The following is an 18,005-nucleotide window of genomic DNA, read 5'->3' as shown; positions in this document are numbered from 1 at the left end:
CAGTCCTCTCCTCGTCTTTGCGGGTAGGCGATTCATCCCTTCATTGTACGCGCCTGTCCCGGTCATTATGAGCATGTACGCCATTTTGACAAAAAACGCAGAACTGTCCAAAACAGACGAATTCCCACTACTTTTTAGAACCTTTGTCGATTCTCTCTTTCCCGGAAAAAAATGGTGCTATAATGACTCCACCGGGAATATCTGGGGGAAAAAAAGGAGTGATTCGGGATGGATGTACAAGTTTGGATGGCTTCGAAAGAGGTAGCTGATCGCCTTGACGTGCATGTTCGTACATTGCGCAACTGGCTGGACTTGTTCGTACCGGCACATGAACGACTGAAAAATCCGCAGGGTCACTATTTGATCAGTGAAAACGGCTTCGCCTTATTGAAAGAAGTAAAGGAACGAAAAGATAGCGGGAACAGCTCGCTGCGTGAAATCCAGCGACAGCTGATCGATGAAGGTCGGATTCCGGAAGATCTCCTCCTATCGGACGAGCTGTCTTCCGTAGAAGAGACTGCTATTACTGTAGCAGCTTCCAACAAGCGGGACGCAGGCATGCAGGAAATGGAGCGCAGTGTGCAAGAGACGCTAGTCCAGTTTCAGCGTGAACTCACGCAGCTGACTGCCTTGAACACGATGCAATCGACGATCCTGCAAAAAATTACGGACATCGAAGAAATGCAGGAATCGCTGCGTTTGGAAATTCGCCGTGTCACTTTTGAAATGGACCTGATGCAGCAACGCTTGACACGCCGCAAAGAGCGCTACGCTCGTCATGAGCCTCGCTGGTCACTGAATCCGTTTCGCTGGTTTACCCGATCGGATCGCGCAGCAGAATAGAATCTAGGGAAACGGTAGTCTCCTCTCCTTCCTTGTGCTATATTGGAACTAGCGGAATAGCCAGAATATCAGGACGATTTACACTTCAACAAGAAAAGGACTGGGACCATCGTTGTGAGAAAATTGCATATTTCCTCGGTAAAGCCGGGCGATATAGTAGCGAAAAGCGTGTTTCTCGAAAACGGAAATGTTCTGCTGGGACTTGGAGTAGAACTGACGCAGCGCTATATCGATCGGCTTGTTCAATTGGGTATCGACACCATTTATATTCAAGATAAACATACGGATGATATCATTCCTGATGAAGCGATACGTGATGAAACCCGAAAAGATGCCGTTGATGCGGTCTACAAAACGATGACGGGCTTGATGGACCAGCCCTTGGTCAAACGCCGAACCTCTTTGCCCGACTTCGGCAGCACCTTCCAAAAGGTATTCAAAGAAATCATTACAGACCTGAGCAGCCGCCGCGATGTGCTCGTCAATCTCTCCCATCTTCACGTACTTGACGGCTACTTTTTTCATCACGCAGTCAATGTAGCTGTACTTGCGGGAGTTGTAGGACTGGCAAAAGGCTATAACCAGCAGCAGCTGATGGATCTGGGGATTGGCGCCCTTCTCTTTGATATTGGCATGACACAGGTTCCCAAAGAACTATGGAGTCAAAAGCTGGAGCTAAATGCGGAGGAACGCAAACGAATTCAGTATCATACGGAGGAAGGCTTCAACATTTTGCGCGGCCAGTACAATATTTCGGTGGTGTCTGCCCACTGTGCCTTGCAGCATCATGAGCGCTACGATGGTACCGGATACCCGCGGCAGCTGACAGACACAAACATCCATGAGTACGCCCGGATCGTTGCCATCGCAGATGTATATGACGCGCTGATTTCCCCTCGTCCCTTTCGCAACAGCTTTTCGCCCAGCGACGCGACGGAGTTTTTATTTGCGACAGGCAACTCCTATTTCGACTTGGATCTGTTAAAGCTGTTCTTGCAGCATGTCGCCATTTATCCAGTCGCCTCTACGGTGAAGTTGAATACCGGGCAAGTCGGGGTCGTGTCCCAAGTCAATTCGCTGGCGGTGAATCGACCGACGATCCGCATTTTACAGGAACCCGATGGAGCGAATGTCGCATCCCCTTACGAAATCAATCTATACGAAAAAGAATGGATGAGCGTCACGATCGTCCAAACGATGTAAGAACACAGTATAAGCTGAGACCTCGTGCGTCTCAGCTTTTCCTTTTACTCCGCATGTGCCTGGTCGTGGTGGCTTCGCTGCCAGTAACCGAGAAACAGCACTAGCGCAACAAGGACGATTTTGATAACAGCTTCCAGGCCACTGTACGAGGAAAGCCAGTCTGCGATGATTTCTTCGTTTGTAATCATGTTGGCTGCTGCCCAGGCTAATACCGCAGAGCCCAAGTAGACAAGCCAGTTAAACCGCTCCATAGCTTTCAGTATCAGCTGGCTTCCAAACACCATGAGCGGCACGCTGATAATGAGCCCGAGCACGATCAATACGAGATTGCCATTTGCCGCCCCGGCGATAGCCAGAACATTGTCCAGCCCCATCATCACATCGGCGACTACAATCGTCTTGACCGCCTGCACCATATCCTCACTGGACTCGATCTGACTGTCCTCGTCCTCTTCCCGCAGCAGGTTGTAGCTGATCCATAGCAAGACAGCCCCACCCACCAAGTACAAAAACGGGATTTTAAGAAGGTAAACCGCCAGCACAGTAGCGATTACCCGGACAATCACAGCCAGGAAAGTCCCCCAGAGGATTGCTCTTTTTCTTTGCTGCGGGGCAAGCTTGCGGCAAGCGATCGCAATTACGACGGCATTATCTCCACTCAGCACAATATTGATGGTAATAATGATGAGCAGCGATGAGACAAATGCGGAATCAAACAAGGATCATCCCTCCGATACTTCACTTTCTTGCGGTCGATGAGGAAATGGGAAACCGTGCACTCTCTCCCCTTGTCTGGGGTTGTTGTATGTACGGGAATTCAGTATGATTGTAAGGAGGAGGGTTGTCGAAATGTCGAAACAATTCGTTACCGAAGCGATCATGCTGGCTATCTACGGGGAGCTGATGTCCCCATCGCAACCGGTAGAATATCTGATACCCGCGTCGACAATCTATGAATTGGACGAGTTCATCCAAAGCCCCGAACCTATCATGCCCTACTCTGGCGACGATCAGTACGTACGGAAGATCATGCAGGAGATGAGTCAGTTCTTCCATGATCCCTTCAACCGCAAGCGCTTGGAAAAAGGGTTGATCGCTCCGTGGTCCAAGGTGCCTTTTACCTTTCCGAATGGTGTCACGCTGACCATCATCAAAGTGGAAGACAACGCCATGTGGGGAGAAATTTTTGATCCTGTCGAGACACAGCTTTTGCTCACGTCCATGCGATTTGAAGTCCCGCTGATCACGGACCAGCCGGACTATCAGGATCGGATTTTGGAATATATCGTACCCGTTCAATTTTATGATGTGGATGATTTTGAATTTGCGCTGGAACAGGGAATTTCGCTCAGCGAGCTGAAGGAACCCTGAGGAAACCCGATAAGAACGAGCAGACTGACACGCCGCGGCTTGTCAGTCTTTTTTTGCTTCTTTCCTTTAGTATGGCTTTTTCTTAGAAAAGAATTGTCTCATTTCTTACCATCTTTACTCTTTTGTAGATGGCGATTGCCTGTTTGCCTTTCTGTTTCATCCTTCTAAAATCGGGAGTTTATTCCCTTGTTTTTCCAGATAGAAGTAGACATTAATTTCTATATGGAAAATATTGATAATGATATTGGAGGTTCCTCATGAAAGGAAAGATCCCTGTAATCCTCGCCCTACTCGTTTCCATGGCTAGCCCTGCTGCTGCAGCCACCGCTGTTACTTCTACCGCACCTGCGCCCGCACCCAACATTACTGTCGAGGAAGAAGGCAGACTGATTGACACGACTTCATCTCCCGTGATCATGCATAACAATCAGCCATACGTATCCCTTCAGCTTTTGGCGCAGTCGCTCGGATACGATGTGAAATGGGATGCGAAAAACGCAACCTACCATCTGTCTGTAACGAATGCCAAGTATCCTTTGATCCTAAACGAATCCGCTCAATTTGTGTCAGTCGAGCCCAAGTATAGCATCCTGACATCACTGGATAGCAGCAGGCTTCTGGGAGGCATCAACCTAGACTTTGTCTATGTAATCGAAAAGGACCTTCCAAGGGAGCCCGTTCTCGTCGTAGAAATGTTGAACAAAGATCAGACCGTACTGGCGAGCTCGACCAAGCTCCTGAAAAAGACGCAAGGTACCTATAAAGACTTCATTCTCGGGGATTCCATCCGCCTTCCCTACTCGGTTCAGACTAACCGAGAACAGGTGACGAAGCTGATGGCGGATGATTATACCTATCGGATCAAGATTAAATAAATGCCCTACGACAAATGCACCCTCCATTTGGGGGGCATTTGTCTGTCATGTGCCAAAATAATGATTTTCATGGCAAATGGGATGCACTACAATGGATAAAAACGCTTGGAAGACGAGTCAGGAGGATGTACGTGGATCCATTCGCCCATCAGTCACAGCAGTTGCGCTCACAGAAATCGTTAACGGCAGCACAGTCTTTTGCCATGCAGTTTGTCCAAAACCAATCCACGCTTTTGCAACAGCAAATGCGTGAACAAGCAACGTCCATCCTGCAGAATGCTGGCGTAGACTTTGTGACGGTGGAGGATTTGCTGACCAACATCCGCCAGCATGCTCGTATCACACTCAGCTTTCATCCAGATCGAATCCTTCCGGCTGGCATTTCTGTGGTAGAAGGACTTTTGGCAACTGGCAGCTACCATAGCCAATTTGAAACCGGCGTGACCAACGGTGGCCGTACTGCCTATCCCGGGGGGGACCGTGATCGCTGGGAAGAGAAATTATTCGGAGGCGCCTACCAGTCATCGACTGTTCAGGAAAAGGAACGCCCTAAATACGGTGCTCTCAACCTCATGAACTATGCGGATGGCGCGTCCCCGCGATTTGGCTCCTGTTTTATTCAGCTGCGACCTCATCTGCTGCAGCGTTGCACGTTTACTTTTGGCGACAGCCATACCGAACCGGAGCATTTCGGGACGGCTGATTCTTTCGACGCGATCCTTGCAGCTCTTTTGCACAGCGTCGAAACGACCAAAGAAGCACTCGGCTCGCCGAACATGGATGTACCAGCCGTGGTCCAACAGCTGCTAACTTTACGGGCAAATGGATTTCAAGAGGTGAATCACCGAATCGGGCGCGCATTGGACGATTACATCGAAGCGCAAATCCACGGGGATATCGATCTTGGTACAGATGTCGAAGCGTTGTTTGCCGATCCTTCCTACCAGGGCACGCACATAGACAGCAAGCTCCAGCAATTAGCGGAAAAGTGCGGCATCGAACTCGTATGGCATCCGGGCTTTGTTCTTTCTGTGAGCGACGTGTCCGCAGATTTCCGTGGCCCAGCTATGCCTCCACTCGCGGTAAGATTGGATCAACGGTACGGCGCATCTTCTGGATTGCTCGATGCCACGACGATTGGCAGAGCGTCCGCCGACTTTTCGGATCACCCGGATGACTGGAAAGACTGGGGCGAGCCCAATGAGACATGGCAACACCTGAAGCAGATCTGGCACGTGCTGGTGCGATACGGGAGACAAGCTCGTTGAAGCAAAAGCTGTGGGGTATGACGTAGTATCGATTGATAATCGAACAGCGGGAGTCCATGACTTTATCTTCTTGTCCATGGCTCCCGCTGTTTTGATAGGTAGGGTAGCCGGACGGATTGAAAAACCACCCCTATTCAGGTTTGTCCATGCTACAATATGGGTAAAGAATGGAAAGAGATTCGGGGAGGAAGTGTCATATGGAACTTGTGAAGCAAAATCACGGATCGCAGTGGGATACAGAAGGGGCAACTGCCCAATCGATCCTTTTCAAGATGGGGAATGAGTATTACGGCCTCTCCATTTCGCTCGTGCGGGAAATTATCAAGCCTTTGCCTGTGACGCGTTTTCCCAAGTCGCCTGCATACGTAGAAGGGGTAGTCGATTTGCGTGGACGCATCCTGCCAATCATCAATCTCCGCACCATGTTCGGGCTGGAGCCTGTCGCAGAAACAGACGATACACGCTTCGTCGATCTCCAGCTGGAAGGGCTCGATGTGGGCATCATCGTCGACGCTGTCTCCGAGGTCATGAATATCCCCCAAAAGCTGATTGAAGCAGCGCCTCCACTCGTCGCCGGTGTCGAAGGCAAGTATTTGCAAGGAATTGCCCGGTTGAACGACAAGCTGATCATGCTTCTGGATATCGATGAGATTTTCGGACAGTGGAAAAAGAAATAATACACATCAAACCCAGTGCAGTCTAATCGGACGCTGGGTTTTTGTTTTTGAGAAACGAAACCTCGCTTCATCCGTACTATTTATCCGAATGGAGTGTGATTCATTTGGAACGACATGATCGTGCCGCTCTGGCTGACTGGATCCCGACCGCCTTCCTGTCGGGGGCGTACCAGCAGCTCTACGAAGCCTGCAGCGTCTCGTTTCGAGAGCAATTGAGCCTGGAGGAGTTTGGCACGTTTGCTTCCCAATTTCACCAAGAGGTAAAGGCTTATCAAGCACGTCCTGCCTCCATCGTCCCCTGGGGCGGCGCGCTTCGTATCGTCTGGGTGGACGAGAGTGGGCAAAAAGGGTTATCTACCGCGATCAGTCAAAGCGGTGAAATTCTCGGTTTACGCCTCACCCATCTGAGCTCTTTTCCTGAAACCGACGAAGCCTTATCAAAAGGAACCTACCGGCTGCCCTTTACCGGGGAGTGGTTCATTTATTGGGGCGGCACAAACGAACTGGTCAACTACCACTACGCCTATCCGAGCCAGCGCTATGCGTTTGACTTTCTCGTCATGAAAAACGGGCAAACCTACTTCGGTGATCCCAAACACAATGAAAGCTATTTTGCTTTCGGACAGCCGATCCTCGCTCCCGCTTCCGGAACCGTCCTCAAGGTGTCAAACGCTATAGCGGACAACGAGCCTGGCATCGTCAATGAAGCGTATGCGGCCGGCAACTTTGTGGAGATCGACCACGGCAACAAAGAGTACAGCCTGCTTGCCCATCTCAGATGCGGCTCGGTCACTGTTCAGACGGGCGATTCTGTCTTACAAGGACAGCTGATCGGGCAATGCGGCAACTCTGGCAATTCCAGCGAGCCCCATCTACATATGCAGGTTTCGGATTCCTCCGATCTCCTGCTGGCTCGATCCGTTCGCATCCGTTTTGCAGGCATTGACCGGATTGAACAGGGGGATACCGTTCGCGGTTAAGGCTCTGTCAAGCCTAAGAATCGTATACACTCTTCCTGTAAAAAAACAGAGGAAGGCAATGTGCATGTCGCCACATCGCCCTCCTCTTATCTTTTCTTTTCTTTCTATTCTCTTCCCCCGCTTGCCAGGTAAGCGTAATTGACCCAAACCATCTCTTCGATGCCTAGAATCTCTTTGAACAGATCGACTGAATCGTACAACAACGAAGCGCCAGTATCTTCATCCACATCCGTTAACAGCTGTAAGTCGAACAACGAACGAAGCTGTTGCACTTGCTTGGGGCCAACGATGCGCTGAAAGGACTGTGGCTTAATCCTGGTAATTCCTTTGCCTACTTCTCGCCGATACAGCTCCGAGCGTACTACCCGGTCCAGGATGTCTTCGTACTTTTGCCGCACTTCGTCACTTTCTCCGATGCCTTCCTGCAGGTCGATTTCCGGATACAGTCGACCAAATTCCTCTTCGGCCATCTCAACATCCAGCGAGTAGCTGATCGTCCCCGATGACACTTCGTAGCCAGCATCGAACAACCGAAATCCCCAGCCATTGTCTTCTGCGTCGTGAAACCATAGCAGCGGCACAAAATGCTTTGACAGCTGCAGGAGAAATTGCAGGGTTTCCGATCTTTCCAGCCACTCGTCCTGCAGGAAAAAAGCGTTCCAGTCGCCGTTGACGTTTCTATGGAAGTACGGCTTTTCTGTCTTGGACAAGGCTATCAGTACTTTCGGTTCGTATTTGCGTGGATAAAGAATGCCGGTCGTGAACTCACCCATCCGTTTTCCACCGCTTTCTGGAAGATCTCCACTGGTCTCTTCTTCCAGTCTATTCAGGCACCGCTTGTTTTTTGCTGTGTTCTTTATCAAACGTGCTTGTGTGGATAATCGAATGTACTGCTCCCTCCGGCTTTAGCTCGGACTGATACAAATGGACATGCTTGGCCTGCCAATGTGGCGGCTCGAGCGCCAAATAACGCTCGTTCCACTCCAGCAGGGGCAGCCCGCCTCCCTGACCATGCGGACCGCGGGCGAGGGTGATATGGGGACGATACCGCTTCCGATCATAGGAAAGACCTTCGTGCAGGTCAAAGCGTTTTCCCAGCAACAAGTGCAGCTGCTTCAAAGGATTCGTCTGGCCTCGCAGCCCCAGCCAGAGAACGCGAGGATGCTCAGCATGAGGGAATGCGCCAAATCCTCCGATCCGCAGCGAAAACGGATTGATAATGGCGCTGACGATATCCATGTCTTCACAAATGGCAGGGAGCAGTGATTCATGCACTTCCCCCAAGAAATGCAAGGTGAGATGGAGATTGTGCAAGGATTGCCAACGATCAGCAGTCACTTCCTGCTGCAGCCGCTGTTGAATATCCGCTATATACGCTGCAGCATGTCCAGGTATATCCAGTGCAACAAATAATCGCATACTCTCATCCTTCTCCCTTCCCGCCTTTCGCTTCCTTCCCTAAAGAAGGAAAAAAGCTCTCCTATGTTCGAGAGCTTTTTGGTCCTACATTTTATGGTGATCAGGCGGCCTTCATGTTACCTGTTACGATGCCCAAGACGCAGCGTACATATTCCCCTAGCCTTCCCGTACCCGGTTGATAGGAAAAGCGAATCGTCAATTCCACATGCCCGATATGCCCTTCTGGGGGAATGTTCCAAAACAGGTCCACTTCCCCGTAGAGAATTTCTTCGATGCGCTGTTTCTTGTGTTCGATATCTATGTTTGGATCGTGCGACAGGGAAAACTTCATCATGATCGAAAATTGATCCTTGGAAGTCAGCTCTTCGTTTCGCAGCTGCAGCTTACCGTGGATCGCGACGACCCCATACTCGCCCCACAGCGTGTACTCCAACAACGCCTGGAATTTGGGCTGGACCTGCAGCTCCAGGGCCGGCAGCCCGCCTTCGATCGTAAGTACATGACTCTCAGCCAGTTGTTCAATCTCCTCTTGAAAACGGTGAGCGCATTCGGAAACGTACTGTAGTATATCGGGTTGAACAGCGTACATCGTTGTCACCTCTCCCCAGCAGATTGTCTGTCCTACCTACTTCGAAGTTTTCCTTGTCGTATCCTTTGTTGAATTTTGACTTATTTACCCATATTTCCTCGAAGCCGAAAACATTCCTATGAAAATCCGTTTTCACAATGTTGCCATGATTATAGATAAGGATTGGCACTGCCTGAAAACGCTTCCTGATACAGTTCGAACATTCGTGCCTGTACACTTTCATCCAGCTCCAATTGATAGAGACGGCCTCTTTCATAGCGCAGGAGGGGAAAGGCGCCTAGGCGTATGGGGAGCACGTCCTCGCATTGAATAAAGGCAGGTAGAGTCATGAGAAAACGGGCAAATGGATTGGACTCGTCCTCTGACGTGTGAATGACTTCAAAAAGATCCGTGAGCATGGGCGTGACAACGAGGGAGAGGTGCTCACCCTGCTCAGCTGCCCAAACGGTGAAGGACGAGTCCCTCACTTCACTTCGGGCGTGCCTGCGCATGACCCACACTGCCTGCTGAACCGTCCTCATCAACAAGTGCTGCGCTTCCTCTTCGCCGTGTGCTTCCAGCATACTTTTGTAATCGAGAACAAAGGCGATGCCCTCTTCTTGAAGCACTTCGGCGGGGAGAGCAAGCCCAGACATCGTCTGAGTCTCTTCCTCCCTCACCTCGGCAGCTTCAGGCAGCACTTCTGGCGTTCCCTCGAACAAGGCCCGGATCATTCCCTCCGCACGCTCGATTTCCTCAGCCGAAAAGGAGATCGACTCGGTAAAAATATGCGTCAGGCGCCCTTCCTCGTATGCCAGATAATGCAGAGGGGTCGCCTCTTGCCTGAGGATCGCCTGTGCCATATGGCGTTCTTCCCTTTGCAAAATATCAAAGCTGAGTGGAAAACCCAAAGGCTCCAGAGGATCAGGAAGCGTCCAGATGACCGCAAGCAGTTTGTTCTGGTACGTCTTGAATTCCAGCGATACAGCATCCCGCGTCTGCTCGCTAAATGCATCGACCGATTCGAAGACAAGGTACAGCTCGACCACACCTTGCGAATTTAGGCGGGCAAAATAGGGAAGCCCTTCGTCACCTGCCAGTCTGTACAAATCGGAAAAGCGGTCAGGATCCAGCCGTTCACCCATGGTCTGAGTGCTCGGCGACAGCCTGTTTGCATCTGGCTCAATCTGTGGCTCGTACTCCTCTGCCATCTTTATCCCTCGCGTTTCCCCCAGGATTTGATGAAAGTCCACTCATCCAGCTGTTTGAGCAGGTCGCGGTCCGTAGCGTCAATGTGCACTGGCGTAATCGCGATGTAGCCGTGTTTGAGCAGGTCGTAATCGTACGGCTCAGCAAGCGGCATGACTTCCGGATATTCCCGGACCAGGTAGTAGCCGGCACCTTCCTTATTGTACTTGTCTTCATAATGATTCAACGACAGGGAAGCCGGCACGATCCCCTTCAGTTCATTTTGCGGCACGTGCGGAATATTCACATTCCAGAATACCTGCTGCGGAAGCTCGCCCTTTTTCGCTTTCTCACTGAACTCTTGAATCAGTGGCTGGATCATTTCCACCACTTCACCATAGTTATCCTGATCAAACCAGTTATCGTAGGACAGAGCTATGCCAGGTATTCCGAGAATGACCGCCTCACGGGCGCCGCTGCACGTCCCTGAATAATAGATGTCTCGTCCCAGATTCGTACCGACATTGATGCCGGAAAAAACAATATCCGGTTTTTGATCGTCCTCAAACAATAGGTGGTACGCTGCTTTCACACAGTCGGCGGGATTGCCGTTAATAGCCCAAGCTTTTACAGGAAGACCGTAGAAATCGTGCTCTTGCGGTTCCAATGCACTGCGAAAGGTAACCCCATGACCTACACCGCTTTTTTCTTCCTGTGGTGCAACGACGTAAATCTCCGCACCCTCCAGTGTCAGCAACGCTTCGGTCAGACGTCTGATACCCAGTGCATCAATACCGTCATCGTTCGTAATCAAGATCCGCAACATAGATTTGTCCTCCTCTTTCGCTAGCCTTCTCCTTATTGTACCAAAAAAGGTGAAAGGACCCCAATTTGTTTGGGGCCCTTTCTAATTTGCTACGATATCATCCCAGCGTTCCCGCCATTTGATCCCGTCGATGATCCATTCCTCTACCTGTGCCTGCTTTTCTTCCGAGATACCGATCAAGCAAGCAATCCTCCCGATCTCCTTGGATTCCTTTGGAGACAGCTTGCGGTCAATTAACGCCATGTGATACAGCTTGCGCATCATCATCAGCTTTTCGGATAAAGGCAAATCCACCAGATCTTCGGCGATCACTTCCGGACGTTTCGGATAATCCATGTCGTCCATCAGGATTTGTCTCTCCTTGAGGGTGAAGTGCTCCGAATTCACCAGCTCATGAATGCGGCTTACTTCTTTATTTCCTATATAACCATCTGCATGACCTACGCAGATCATTAAGCGAATGGATGCAAACACGATATGTTTGTCCTTTTCCATCTTCGTGTACAACGCGTTTCCCCCTCGACCGTTTTGTCTGACTGATAAGATTTTGTTCTTAATAACGGTAATCACTCTACGTCTAATTATACGTTGAAAAACGAAAGCGGTTTCACACTAAAATGTGACAAATTTTCAGCTATGGCTGAACGAACACTCGGGAAAAGTCAACCCAGCCATACGCATCCAGACAAATTCCGGACAGTTGCGTATGTGCCCGCATTTCGATTCGGTTGGAATACAGCGGGACAAACGTATGTCGGCCAAGCAGTATTCCCAGGATCGCTCTCATCGTGTCCGCACTCTGCCTATCGGATGTCAAAGCACGCATACGGCTGACCTGCTGCTCGACCTCTTCCCGACCCTCTTCATCTAGATGATGACGAATGCTCAAAGCGTCCGCATAGAGAAACTCCAAAAGAGACAGCTCCAACCGCTCGTCCACATTTGCACTATCCACGATCAGGTCTGCTTCCCGCATCCTCTCCGAACGTGCCAGCTCCTCCGGGTCAACATAGACGATTTCAATGGCGATCCCGTATTGTGCGCATCTGTTTTGAATCCAGCATGCGTCTTCCACATGATCCGGATCAGGGTAGGTGCAGAGCAGAAGCGGTTCCCCTGTGTACCCGAATGCCCCGTGCTCATCCAGCACAGCGTCTGGCAGCCTAGTCTCCTCCTGCAAATCGGAAAGGGCATCTCCCCATGCCTCCACTGGCTGCCTTGTCCCTTTCAGCTCCGCTCGAAGCACGGCTCCAGATAGGATGGCGGCGAGTACTGCACGAAAAGACCTCCGGCTCAGCGGTCCAGGTTTATTGGCATTAAGACTGACGTATTGAAAGCTTTGCTCATGGCGAGAAAAGCCTCTCCATTCCCCTTCCTTGCTTGTCGGGGCGATCCCTGCACCAGCCACGGACCGCAAAAGGTGCATCTGATCCGCATCCGATCCAGCCTCCATCTCCGGTACGCACCACAGCTCTACCCGATCGAGAAACGGGCGTCCCGCAAAATAGGGCTGAAACGCTTCTAGGACGAGCATGGAGTCGTCGTTGCGCACGACTTTAAAAGGTCCCGTGCCAATCGGCCAGCTCTCAAAGCCCGCTCCCATCTTCAGGGCATAGTCCTGCGGCACAATCGATGCGTATTCTTTGCTCAAGGCATGCAAAAACAACCGATCGGGCTGCCGCAAGATCACTTTGACCGTATACTCGTCGAGAGCTTTGACAGACTCGATCGAAGCTGTCGTCCAGCGATGTCTCGATTCTGCTCCTGAGCTTCGTTCCAACGAATAGCACACATCATCCGCAGTGAGCGATCTGCCATGATGAAACAAAACCCCTTTGCGCAAACAAAAAGTCCATTCGACACCGCTTTCATCCGATTCCCAGTAAAAAGCGAGCGCTCCGACAACCGTTCTCGTGACGGGATCAAAACGGACCAACGTATCAAAAACGTGTTTGACCACATGCGTCTGTGAACGCAGCAGGACCCGTATGGGATCGAGACAGCGAAACGGTCGATCCACAAAAAAGCGCAAGGTATCGATGCGCCCCCCTTGTCCCCTTTCCTTTGCCTTTTCCCTGGAAACGCGAAGCCCAAACTGACTGCTCATCCACAAGGAATAGGCCTCCTCCAATCCTGCCCACTCCCTTTGATACTGCTGGATCAGCTGTCGAGAAGTGTGAATCTCGCCTTTTTGAACGAGCTCCTTGGCTGCCGACATCACCAGATCCTGTGGAGCCAAATGACAAGTGAGCATGGAGCGTTTTCCTCTCCCTCGCCCCGGTTGCCACTGCAGCCAGCCATGATTTTGCATCTTTTTTAACGTCCACGTAGCATTGCGCTGTGTACAAAACAGAATGGCCGCCACTTCCGCCAAAGCGATTTCCTGCGGCAGTCCCAGCTCTTTATTTGACAAACCCGCAAACAAGCGTGTGTATTGTTCGACCAATTGCATAGGATCACCACCAATTCTTTCCGAAAAACATGAAAAACTTTGCGTCCTAATCGTACGCTTTTTCTCCTCATTATACCAACGTAAAATGGGACGAAACCATTTCCCGCAGCAGAAAGAAAGGATACTCGCCATGAATGACATTCCTCTTTGCCTCAGACGCCTGATCGCCACTTATCCGCCTATCTTATGGGTTCGGCTGTTTGGAGAAACACTGACTTCTCTGTCCAGCGCCATGATTGCTCCATTTTTGGTCCTGTATCTCAGTGAACACATTGGCGGGTCCATTACCATGACCATGCTCATTATTGGGCTGCAGCCTTTTTCCGAAATACTGCTTACGCTGTTTGCCGGTGGGCTGACAGACCGCTTCCGCCGAAAGAGTGTAATGCTCGTGTCCCTTCTCATACAAGGAGCAGCTATGCTCGGAATGGCTTGGGCAGACTCGATGGCCGCCTTTGGCTTGCTCTACGTCTTGAACGGGGCAGGGCGCTCCTTGTTCATTCCAGCCAGTCGGGCTCATCTCGCCGATTCCATCCCAGAGGATCAGATGGCTGGCTCCTTTGCCTTACTCAACACTGCAAGCAGCATCGGCGCCGTACTCGGGCCGCTCGCAGGTGTTCTCCTCTACCGATACGAACCTGCTCTTGCCTTTTTGTTTACTGCTGCTTCACTGTTCCTGTATGCGGCAGCCCTGTGGAGAAAAGTCCCCCATGCAGAGCCTTCTCCCGCTACGTCCGAAGAACATTCAGCAGCGCATGAGAAAAGCACTTGGCACGCGTACCGCCCAGCCTTTGCGATCATGCTGCTGTCGGTGCCCATCAGCTTGTTCTACGCCCAAATGGAAACGAATCTGCAGCTTCATTTTAAGCAAAGCATACCGAATTATTTGCAAACATTGGCTACCTTGGTTTCAATCAAAGGCGTGCTCCTGATCTGTCTCGAATTTTGGCTGGTCAAAATTACGCAGCACTTGCCGACACGTCTGTTAATCGGCGGCTCCTACCTTTGCTTTCTACTCGTAGCTCTCGGCTATGGGTTCACCGATTCCTTGCCCGTCCTCATCGCCCTACAGCTGGTATGGGTACTCGGAGAAAGCGTTGGTCTCACGCAGCTGCTAACCTTCGTTTCGAAAATGGCGCCACCAGCCATGCGAGGCCGCTACTTTGCGATCACTGGGACACATTGGGACATTTCCCGCACCTGTGGACCGTACCTTGGCAGCTTGGTCTTGCTTCATTTCGGCGGCCCTACCCTGTTCTTCATCATCGCGATGGTTCTCTTCCTCGGCGGCTGCGCGATGTATGCCTACTTTCGCAAAATAGAAAAGAAGCTCGTCCACTCGTAGACGATTCTGCGGTTGGACAGCTTCCAGCATAAAAAAAACATCCCGATCCACACTTTCATGGAATCGGGATGTTTGGCTTTTAGGTAAGCAAGAAGCGGTCTTCGTTGAAGCTTTCTCCGCCACGAGCGGTTTCAAAAGCTCGGAGCAGATCTTGCGGCTTCATGGTACGTTTTTTCTCATCTGGGATGTCGAGAATAATCCCGCCATCATGCAGCATGAGCAAACGATTCCCCATGTTGAGCGCCTGCTCCATATTGTGTGTCACCATGATCGTCGTCAGTGAATAGCGTTCGACGATCTTCTCCGTCAGATCGACAATCAGCTGTGCCCGTTTCGGGTCGAGCGCCGCCGTATGCTCATCGAGGAGAAGGATCTTTGGCTCTGTGAACGTCGCCATCAAGAGACTGAGTGCCTGACGTTGACCGCCGGACAGAAAGCCTACCTTTGTTTTCAAGCGGTTCTCCAGACCTTGATCCAGCTGCTTCAGCTGCTCGCGGAACAGCTCCCGCTTGTGGTTATTCACCCCGAAAGAAAGCTTACGTCCTTGACCGCGTGCCAGAGCAATCGCCAAGTTTTCTTCGATTGTCATGTTTGGCGCTGTCCCTGCCATCGGGTCCTGGAACACGCGACCGATTAGGCTGGCACGTTGATGCTCACCCAGCTTCGTTACATTTTTCCCATCGATGGTGATGGTACCTTCATCCGGCAGCATGCCACCGGAAATCATATTCATCATTGTCGATTTCCCGGCCCCGTTACTCCCGATGACCGTAATGAATTCGCCACGTTTCACATCCAGATTGACATTGCGCAGGGCAATTTTTTCATTGACGGTGCCCGCGTTAAAAACTTTATTTACGCCTGAAATTTTAAGCATCGCCAGATCCTCCCTTCATCGCACGTACCGGTTTCTTCCAAACAGCTTTGGCAATCGTCGGTACGGTCAAAGCGATGATAACGATCAAGGCAGTAATCAGCTTCATATCGGACGGATTCAGACCCGCCTGCAGAGCCAATGCGATCACGAGACGATAGACGATCGAACCTAAAATGACAGCGAGTGTCACTCTAAAGATCGAGGAACTTCCAAACAAGACTTCCCCGACAATAACAGAAGCAAGACCAATCACAATCATCCCGATCCCCATTCCGACGTCGGCAAAGCCCTGATACTGGGCTACCCACGCACCGGAAACCGCGACCAGACCGTTAGAGAGCGCCAGACCGACGATCGTTGTCGTATCGGTGTTCACCCCGAAGCTGCGGATCATTTTCGGATTGTCACCCGTTGCTCGCAGATCCAGACCCAGATCCGTATGCAGGAACCAGTCGATTGCCAGCTTCAGAACCAACACTCCTACCAGGAACACGATAGCCACACCGGTGAGGATCGTCACTCCGCCAACAGCCAGGTTTGGAACGCTCAGATCCTTCACATAGGTGAACAAGGTGTCTTCGCGCAACAGCGGCAGGTTGGCTTTCCCCATGATGCGCAGATTGATCGAATACAGCGCGATCATGGTCAGGATCCCAGCCAAGAGGGCATTTACCTTCCCTTTCGTATGCAGGACGCCGGTAAAGGCACCTGCCACACCGCCGACTACAAAAGCCAGCAAAGTAGCAAGGTAAGGATTGGTTCCATCAATGATAAACTTCGCTGCGATCGCGCCGCCCAAGGCAAAGCTACCGTCTACGGTCAAATCAGGTACGTTCAGAATGCGAAAAGTTAAATAGACGCCCAGGGCCAATATTCCGAATAGCAAGCCCTGTTCGATTGCTCCCATTATTGCCAGATTCATAGAAGAAGTCCTCCCGTTACTGCATGTATTACTCTACCACTTCTCCTGCGCGGTCGAGCATCGCTTGCGGAATGGTCACTCCCATTTTTTCCGCAGCTTTCTTATTCAATACCAATTTCATATCGGCTTGCATTTCCACTGGCATATCGCCTGGCTTTGCTTCGCCTTTCAGGATTTTCACAGCCATGTCAGCCGTTTGTGCACCCAGCTTGGTGTAGTCGATACCGTAAGTAGCGATCGCTCCGCTCTTCACGGAGTTTTCTTCACCAGCAATCACTGGAATTTTTTGAGATTCGGCAACACCCAGTACAGCAGCGATGGAGGAAACGACCATGTTGTCTGTCGGAATGTAGTAAGCATCTACTTTGCCAACCATAGACTCAGCAGCCTGCTTCACTTCTGTAGCGCTAGTGATAGCAGCTTCTTGGATTGTCAAGCCCAGCTTGTCTGCAACCGCTTTGGCTGCGTCTACTTGTACCTTGGAGTTTACTTCTCCGGAGCTGTAGATAATTCCTACTGTTTTTGCATCAGCTTTCATTTCCTTGATCAGCTTCAGCTGCTCTTCCACTGGGTTCATGTCAGAAGTACCTGTTACGTTGCCTTCTGGTTTTTCCATGGATTTTACGAGCCCTGCTTCTACTGGATCCGTAACCGCTGTGAAAAGGATCGGAATTTCTTTGCTTGTTTGCGCTGCCGCTTGCGCCGTTGGTGTTGCGATTGCCAGCACCAGGTCTACTTTGTCAGCTTCGAATTTTTGTGCGATGGAGATCGCTGTATCCATGCTTGCTTGCGCAGATTTCAGATCGATTTTGATTTGCTTGCCATCCTCGTAGCCGTTTTTCGCGAGCTGTGCCACAAAGCCTTCACGTGCTGCGTCCAACGCTGGATGCTCAACGAATTGGGAGATCCCAATTGTCAGCTGCTTGTCGGCAGCAGGAGCTTCCTGCGTGCTTGCTGCAGGTGTCGTGCTTTGGTTGTTAGCCGGAGTGGCGCTTTGCTGTCCACACGCGGTGACGGACAAAAGCAACAAGGGAAATAAAAAACTCTTCATCATTTTTACTGTTTTCTTTTGTTTGAACATTTGATCAATAAACCCCCTTAAAAATTTTTTCTAATTTTAACACGCTTAAAACATTTTTAAAAGAAGAAAAAGAGAGCATGAAGCTCTCTTCAGATTGTTGAGAAAGCCTT

Annotated in this window: 19 protein-coding genes; 8 read left to right on the top strand and 11 right to left on the bottom strand. The window is 50.8% G+C overall.

The window, feature by feature from the left end; translation table 11 throughout:
• The first annotated feature begins 228 nt into the window (after nt 1–228).
• Entirely contained in the window at nt 229–843 is a 615-nt protein-coding gene (locus EDM55_RS28125) for a MerR family transcriptional regulator (protein ID WP_122961937.1), read from the top strand.
• 114 nt (nt 844–957) lie between these two features.
• Nucleotides 958–2,046, top strand: a complete 1,089-nt coding sequence (locus tag EDM55_RS28120) for an HD-GYP domain-containing protein (RefSeq protein ID WP_122961936.1) — start codon at nt 958–960, stop codon at nt 2,044–2,046.
• A gap of 44 nt (nt 2,047–2,090) precedes the next feature.
• Here the strand turns inward: EDM55_RS28120 and EDM55_RS28115 are convergent, their stop codons facing one another.
• Nucleotides 2,091–2,765, bottom strand: coding sequence for a TerC family protein (locus EDM55_RS28115; RefSeq protein WP_122961935.1), 675 nt, complete (start codon nt 2,763–2,765; stop codon nt 2,091–2,093).
• 130 nt (nt 2,766–2,895) lie between these two features.
• Between EDM55_RS28115 and EDM55_RS28110 the strand changes: the two genes are divergently transcribed.
• From EDM55_RS28110 to EDM55_RS28090, 5 genes are all read left to right on the top strand, one after another.
• Nucleotides 2,896–3,417, top strand: coding sequence for an ADP-heptose synthase (locus EDM55_RS28110; protein WP_092267585.1), 522 nt, complete (start codon nt 2,896–2,898; stop codon nt 3,415–3,417).
• A 257-nt stretch (nt 3,418–3,674) separates the two neighbouring features.
• Nucleotides 3,675–4,292: a stalk domain-containing protein gene (locus EDM55_RS28105; RefSeq protein ID WP_122961934.1), complete on the top strand. Its 618-nt coding sequence runs from the start codon at nt 3,675–3,677 to the stop codon at nt 4,290–4,292.
• Nucleotides 4,293–4,417: 125 nt separating this feature from the next.
• Nucleotides 4,418–5,560 carry a DUF3626 domain-containing protein gene (locus EDM55_RS28100; RefSeq protein ID WP_122961933.1) on the top strand — a complete coding sequence of 381 codons (1,143 nt, stop codon included), beginning with the start codon at nt 4,418–4,420 and terminating at the stop codon, nt 5,558–5,560.
• A gap of 197 nt (nt 5,561–5,757) precedes the next feature.
• Entirely contained in the window at nt 5,758–6,237 is a 480-nt protein-coding gene (locus EDM55_RS28095) for a chemotaxis protein CheW (protein WP_122961932.1), read from the top strand.
• 104 nt (nt 6,238–6,341) lie between these two features.
• A complete protein-coding gene (locus EDM55_RS28090) occupies nt 6,342–7,217 on the top strand; it encodes a M23 family metallopeptidase (RefSeq protein WP_122961931.1) in 876 nt (291 codons plus the stop codon).
• Between the two features lie 104 nt (nt 7,218–7,321).
• Here EDM55_RS28090 and EDM55_RS28085 read toward each other — a convergent pair whose 3' ends face one another.
• The 7 genes from EDM55_RS28085 to EDM55_RS28055 all read right to left on the bottom strand — a co-directional run bounded on the left by EDM55_RS28085 (nt 7,322) and on the right by EDM55_RS28055 (nt 13,670).
• Nucleotides 7,322–7,990, bottom strand: a complete 669-nt coding sequence (locus EDM55_RS28085; protein ID WP_092267580.1) for a hypothetical protein — start codon at nt 7,988–7,990, stop codon at nt 7,322–7,324.
• A 49-nt stretch (nt 7,991–8,039) separates the two neighbouring features.
• Nucleotides 8,040–8,636, bottom strand: a complete 597-nt coding sequence (gene thpR / locus EDM55_RS28080) for an RNA 2',3'-cyclic phosphodiesterase (protein ID WP_092267579.1) — start codon at nt 8,634–8,636, stop codon at nt 8,040–8,042.
• Nucleotides 8,637–8,736: 100 nt separating this feature from the next.
• Nucleotides 8,737–9,225, bottom strand: coding sequence for a hypothetical protein (locus EDM55_RS28075; protein ID WP_092267578.1), 489 nt, complete (start codon nt 9,223–9,225; stop codon nt 8,737–8,739).
• Nucleotides 9,226–9,374: 149 nt separating this feature from the next.
• Nucleotides 9,375–10,415 (bottom strand): hypothetical protein, encoded by a 1,041-nt coding sequence (locus EDM55_RS28070; RefSeq protein WP_092267577.1) that lies wholly within the window; start codon nt 10,413–10,415, stop codon nt 9,375–9,377.
• Between the two features lie 2 nt (nt 10,416–10,417).
• Entirely contained in the window at nt 10,418–11,218 is an 801-nt protein-coding gene (gene surE / locus EDM55_RS28065) for a 5'/3'-nucleotidase SurE (RefSeq protein WP_092267576.1), read from the bottom strand.
• A gap of 81 nt (nt 11,219–11,299) precedes the next feature.
• Nucleotides 11,300–11,713: a tellurite resistance TerB family protein gene (locus tag EDM55_RS28060; RefSeq protein ID WP_092267904.1), complete on the bottom strand. Its 414-nt coding sequence runs from the start codon at nt 11,711–11,713 to the stop codon at nt 11,300–11,302.
• 139 nt (nt 11,714–11,852) lie between these two features.
• Entirely contained in the window at nt 11,853–13,670 is a 1,818-nt protein-coding gene (locus EDM55_RS28055; RefSeq protein ID WP_092267903.1) for an SgrR family transcriptional regulator, read from the bottom strand.
• A gap of 130 nt (nt 13,671–13,800) precedes the next feature.
• On the opposite strand from EDM55_RS28055, the gene EDM55_RS28050 reads away from it, so the two are divergent.
• A complete protein-coding gene (locus EDM55_RS28050) occupies nt 13,801–15,015 on the top strand; it encodes an MDR family MFS transporter (RefSeq protein ID WP_092267575.1) in 1,215 nt (404 codons plus the stop codon).
• A 79-nt stretch (nt 15,016–15,094) separates the two neighbouring features.
• On the opposite strand, the gene EDM55_RS28045 is transcribed toward EDM55_RS28050, so the two are convergent.
• The 3 genes from EDM55_RS28045 to EDM55_RS28035 are packed head-to-tail and all read right to left on the bottom strand — an operon-like array spanning nt 15,095 to nt 17,895.
• Nucleotides 15,095–15,892, bottom strand: coding sequence for an ABC transporter ATP-binding protein (locus EDM55_RS28045; RefSeq protein ID WP_092267574.1), 798 nt, complete (start codon nt 15,890–15,892; stop codon nt 15,095–15,097).
• Entirely contained in the window at nt 15,885–16,814 is a 930-nt protein-coding gene (locus EDM55_RS28040; protein ID WP_092267573.1) for an ABC transporter permease, read from the bottom strand. Before EDM55_RS28040 ends, EDM55_RS28045 begins: the two co-directional genes overlap by 8 nt.
• A gap of 28 nt (nt 16,815–16,842) precedes the next feature.
• Nucleotides 16,843–17,895 (bottom strand): ABC transporter substrate-binding protein, encoded by a 1,053-nt coding sequence (locus EDM55_RS28035; protein ID WP_092267572.1) that lies wholly within the window; start codon nt 17,893–17,895, stop codon nt 16,843–16,845.
• Nucleotides 17,896–18,005 lie beyond the last annotated feature (110 nt).

It is taken from the genome of Brevibacillus centrosporus, from assembly GCF_003710815.1.
Lineage (GTDB): Bacteria > Bacillota > Bacilli > Brevibacillales > Brevibacillaceae > Brevibacillus > Brevibacillus centrosporus.
The sequence above is the reverse complement of the archived record's forward strand: the minus strand, read 5'-3'. Positions and strand labels throughout refer to the sequence as shown.

What these genes read in the sequence shown, in the direction of transcription:
- EDM55_RS28125 (WP_122961937.1), top strand. Translation starts at nt 229, where the DNA reads ATGGATGTACAAGTTTGGATGGCTTCGAAAGAGGTAGCTGATCGCCTT.
- EDM55_RS28110 (WP_092267585.1), top strand. Translation starts at nt 2,896, where the DNA reads ATGTCGAAACAATTCGTTACCGAAGCGATCATGCTGGCTATCTACGGG.
- EDM55_RS28105 (WP_122961934.1), top strand. Translation starts at nt 3,675, where the DNA reads ATGAAAGGAAAGATCCCTGTAATCCTCGCCCTACTCGTTTCCATGGCT.
- EDM55_RS28100 (WP_122961933.1), top strand. Translation starts at nt 4,418, where the DNA reads ATGTACGTGGATCCATTCGCCCATCAGTCACAGCAGTTGCGCTCACAG.
- EDM55_RS28095 (WP_122961932.1), top strand. Translation starts at nt 5,758, where the DNA reads ATGGAACTTGTGAAGCAAAATCACGGATCGCAGTGGGATACAGAAGGG.
- EDM55_RS28085 (WP_092267580.1), bottom strand. Translation starts at nt 7,990, where the DNA reads ATGGGTGAGTTCACGACCGGCATTCTTTATCCACGCAAATACGAACCG.
- thpR (WP_092267579.1), bottom strand. Translation starts at nt 8,636, where the DNA reads ATGCGATTATTTGTTGCACTGGATATACCTGGACATGCTGCAGCGTAT.
- EDM55_RS28075 (WP_092267578.1), bottom strand. Translation starts at nt 9,225, where the DNA reads ATGTACGCTGTTCAACCCGATATACTACAGTACGTTTCCGAATGCGCT.
- EDM55_RS28070 (WP_092267577.1), bottom strand. Translation starts at nt 10,415, where the DNA reads ATGGCAGAGGAGTACGAGCCACAGATTGAGCCAGATGCAAACAGGCTG.
- surE (WP_092267576.1), bottom strand. Translation starts at nt 11,218, where the DNA reads ATGTTGCGGATCTTGATTACGAACGATGACGGTATTGATGCACTGGGT.
- EDM55_RS28060 (WP_092267904.1), bottom strand. Translation starts at nt 11,713, where the DNA reads ATGGAAAAGGACAAACATATCGTGTTTGCATCCATTCGCTTAATGATC.
- EDM55_RS28055 (WP_092267903.1), bottom strand. Translation starts at nt 13,670, where the DNA reads ATGCAATTGGTCGAACAATACACACGCTTGTTTGCGGGTTTGTCAAAT.
- EDM55_RS28050 (WP_092267575.1), top strand. Translation starts at nt 13,801, where the DNA reads ATGAATGACATTCCTCTTTGCCTCAGACGCCTGATCGCCACTTATCCG.
- EDM55_RS28045 (WP_092267574.1), bottom strand. Translation starts at nt 15,892, where the DNA reads ATGCTTAAAATTTCAGGCGTAAATAAAGTTTTTAACGCGGGCACCGTC.
- EDM55_RS28040 (WP_092267573.1), bottom strand. Translation starts at nt 16,814, where the DNA reads ATGAATCTGGCAATAATGGGAGCAATCGAACAGGGCTTGCTATTCGGA.
- EDM55_RS28035 (WP_092267572.1), bottom strand. Translation starts at nt 17,895, where the DNA reads ATGTTCAAACAAAAGAAAACAGTAAAAATGATGAAGAGTTTTTTATTT.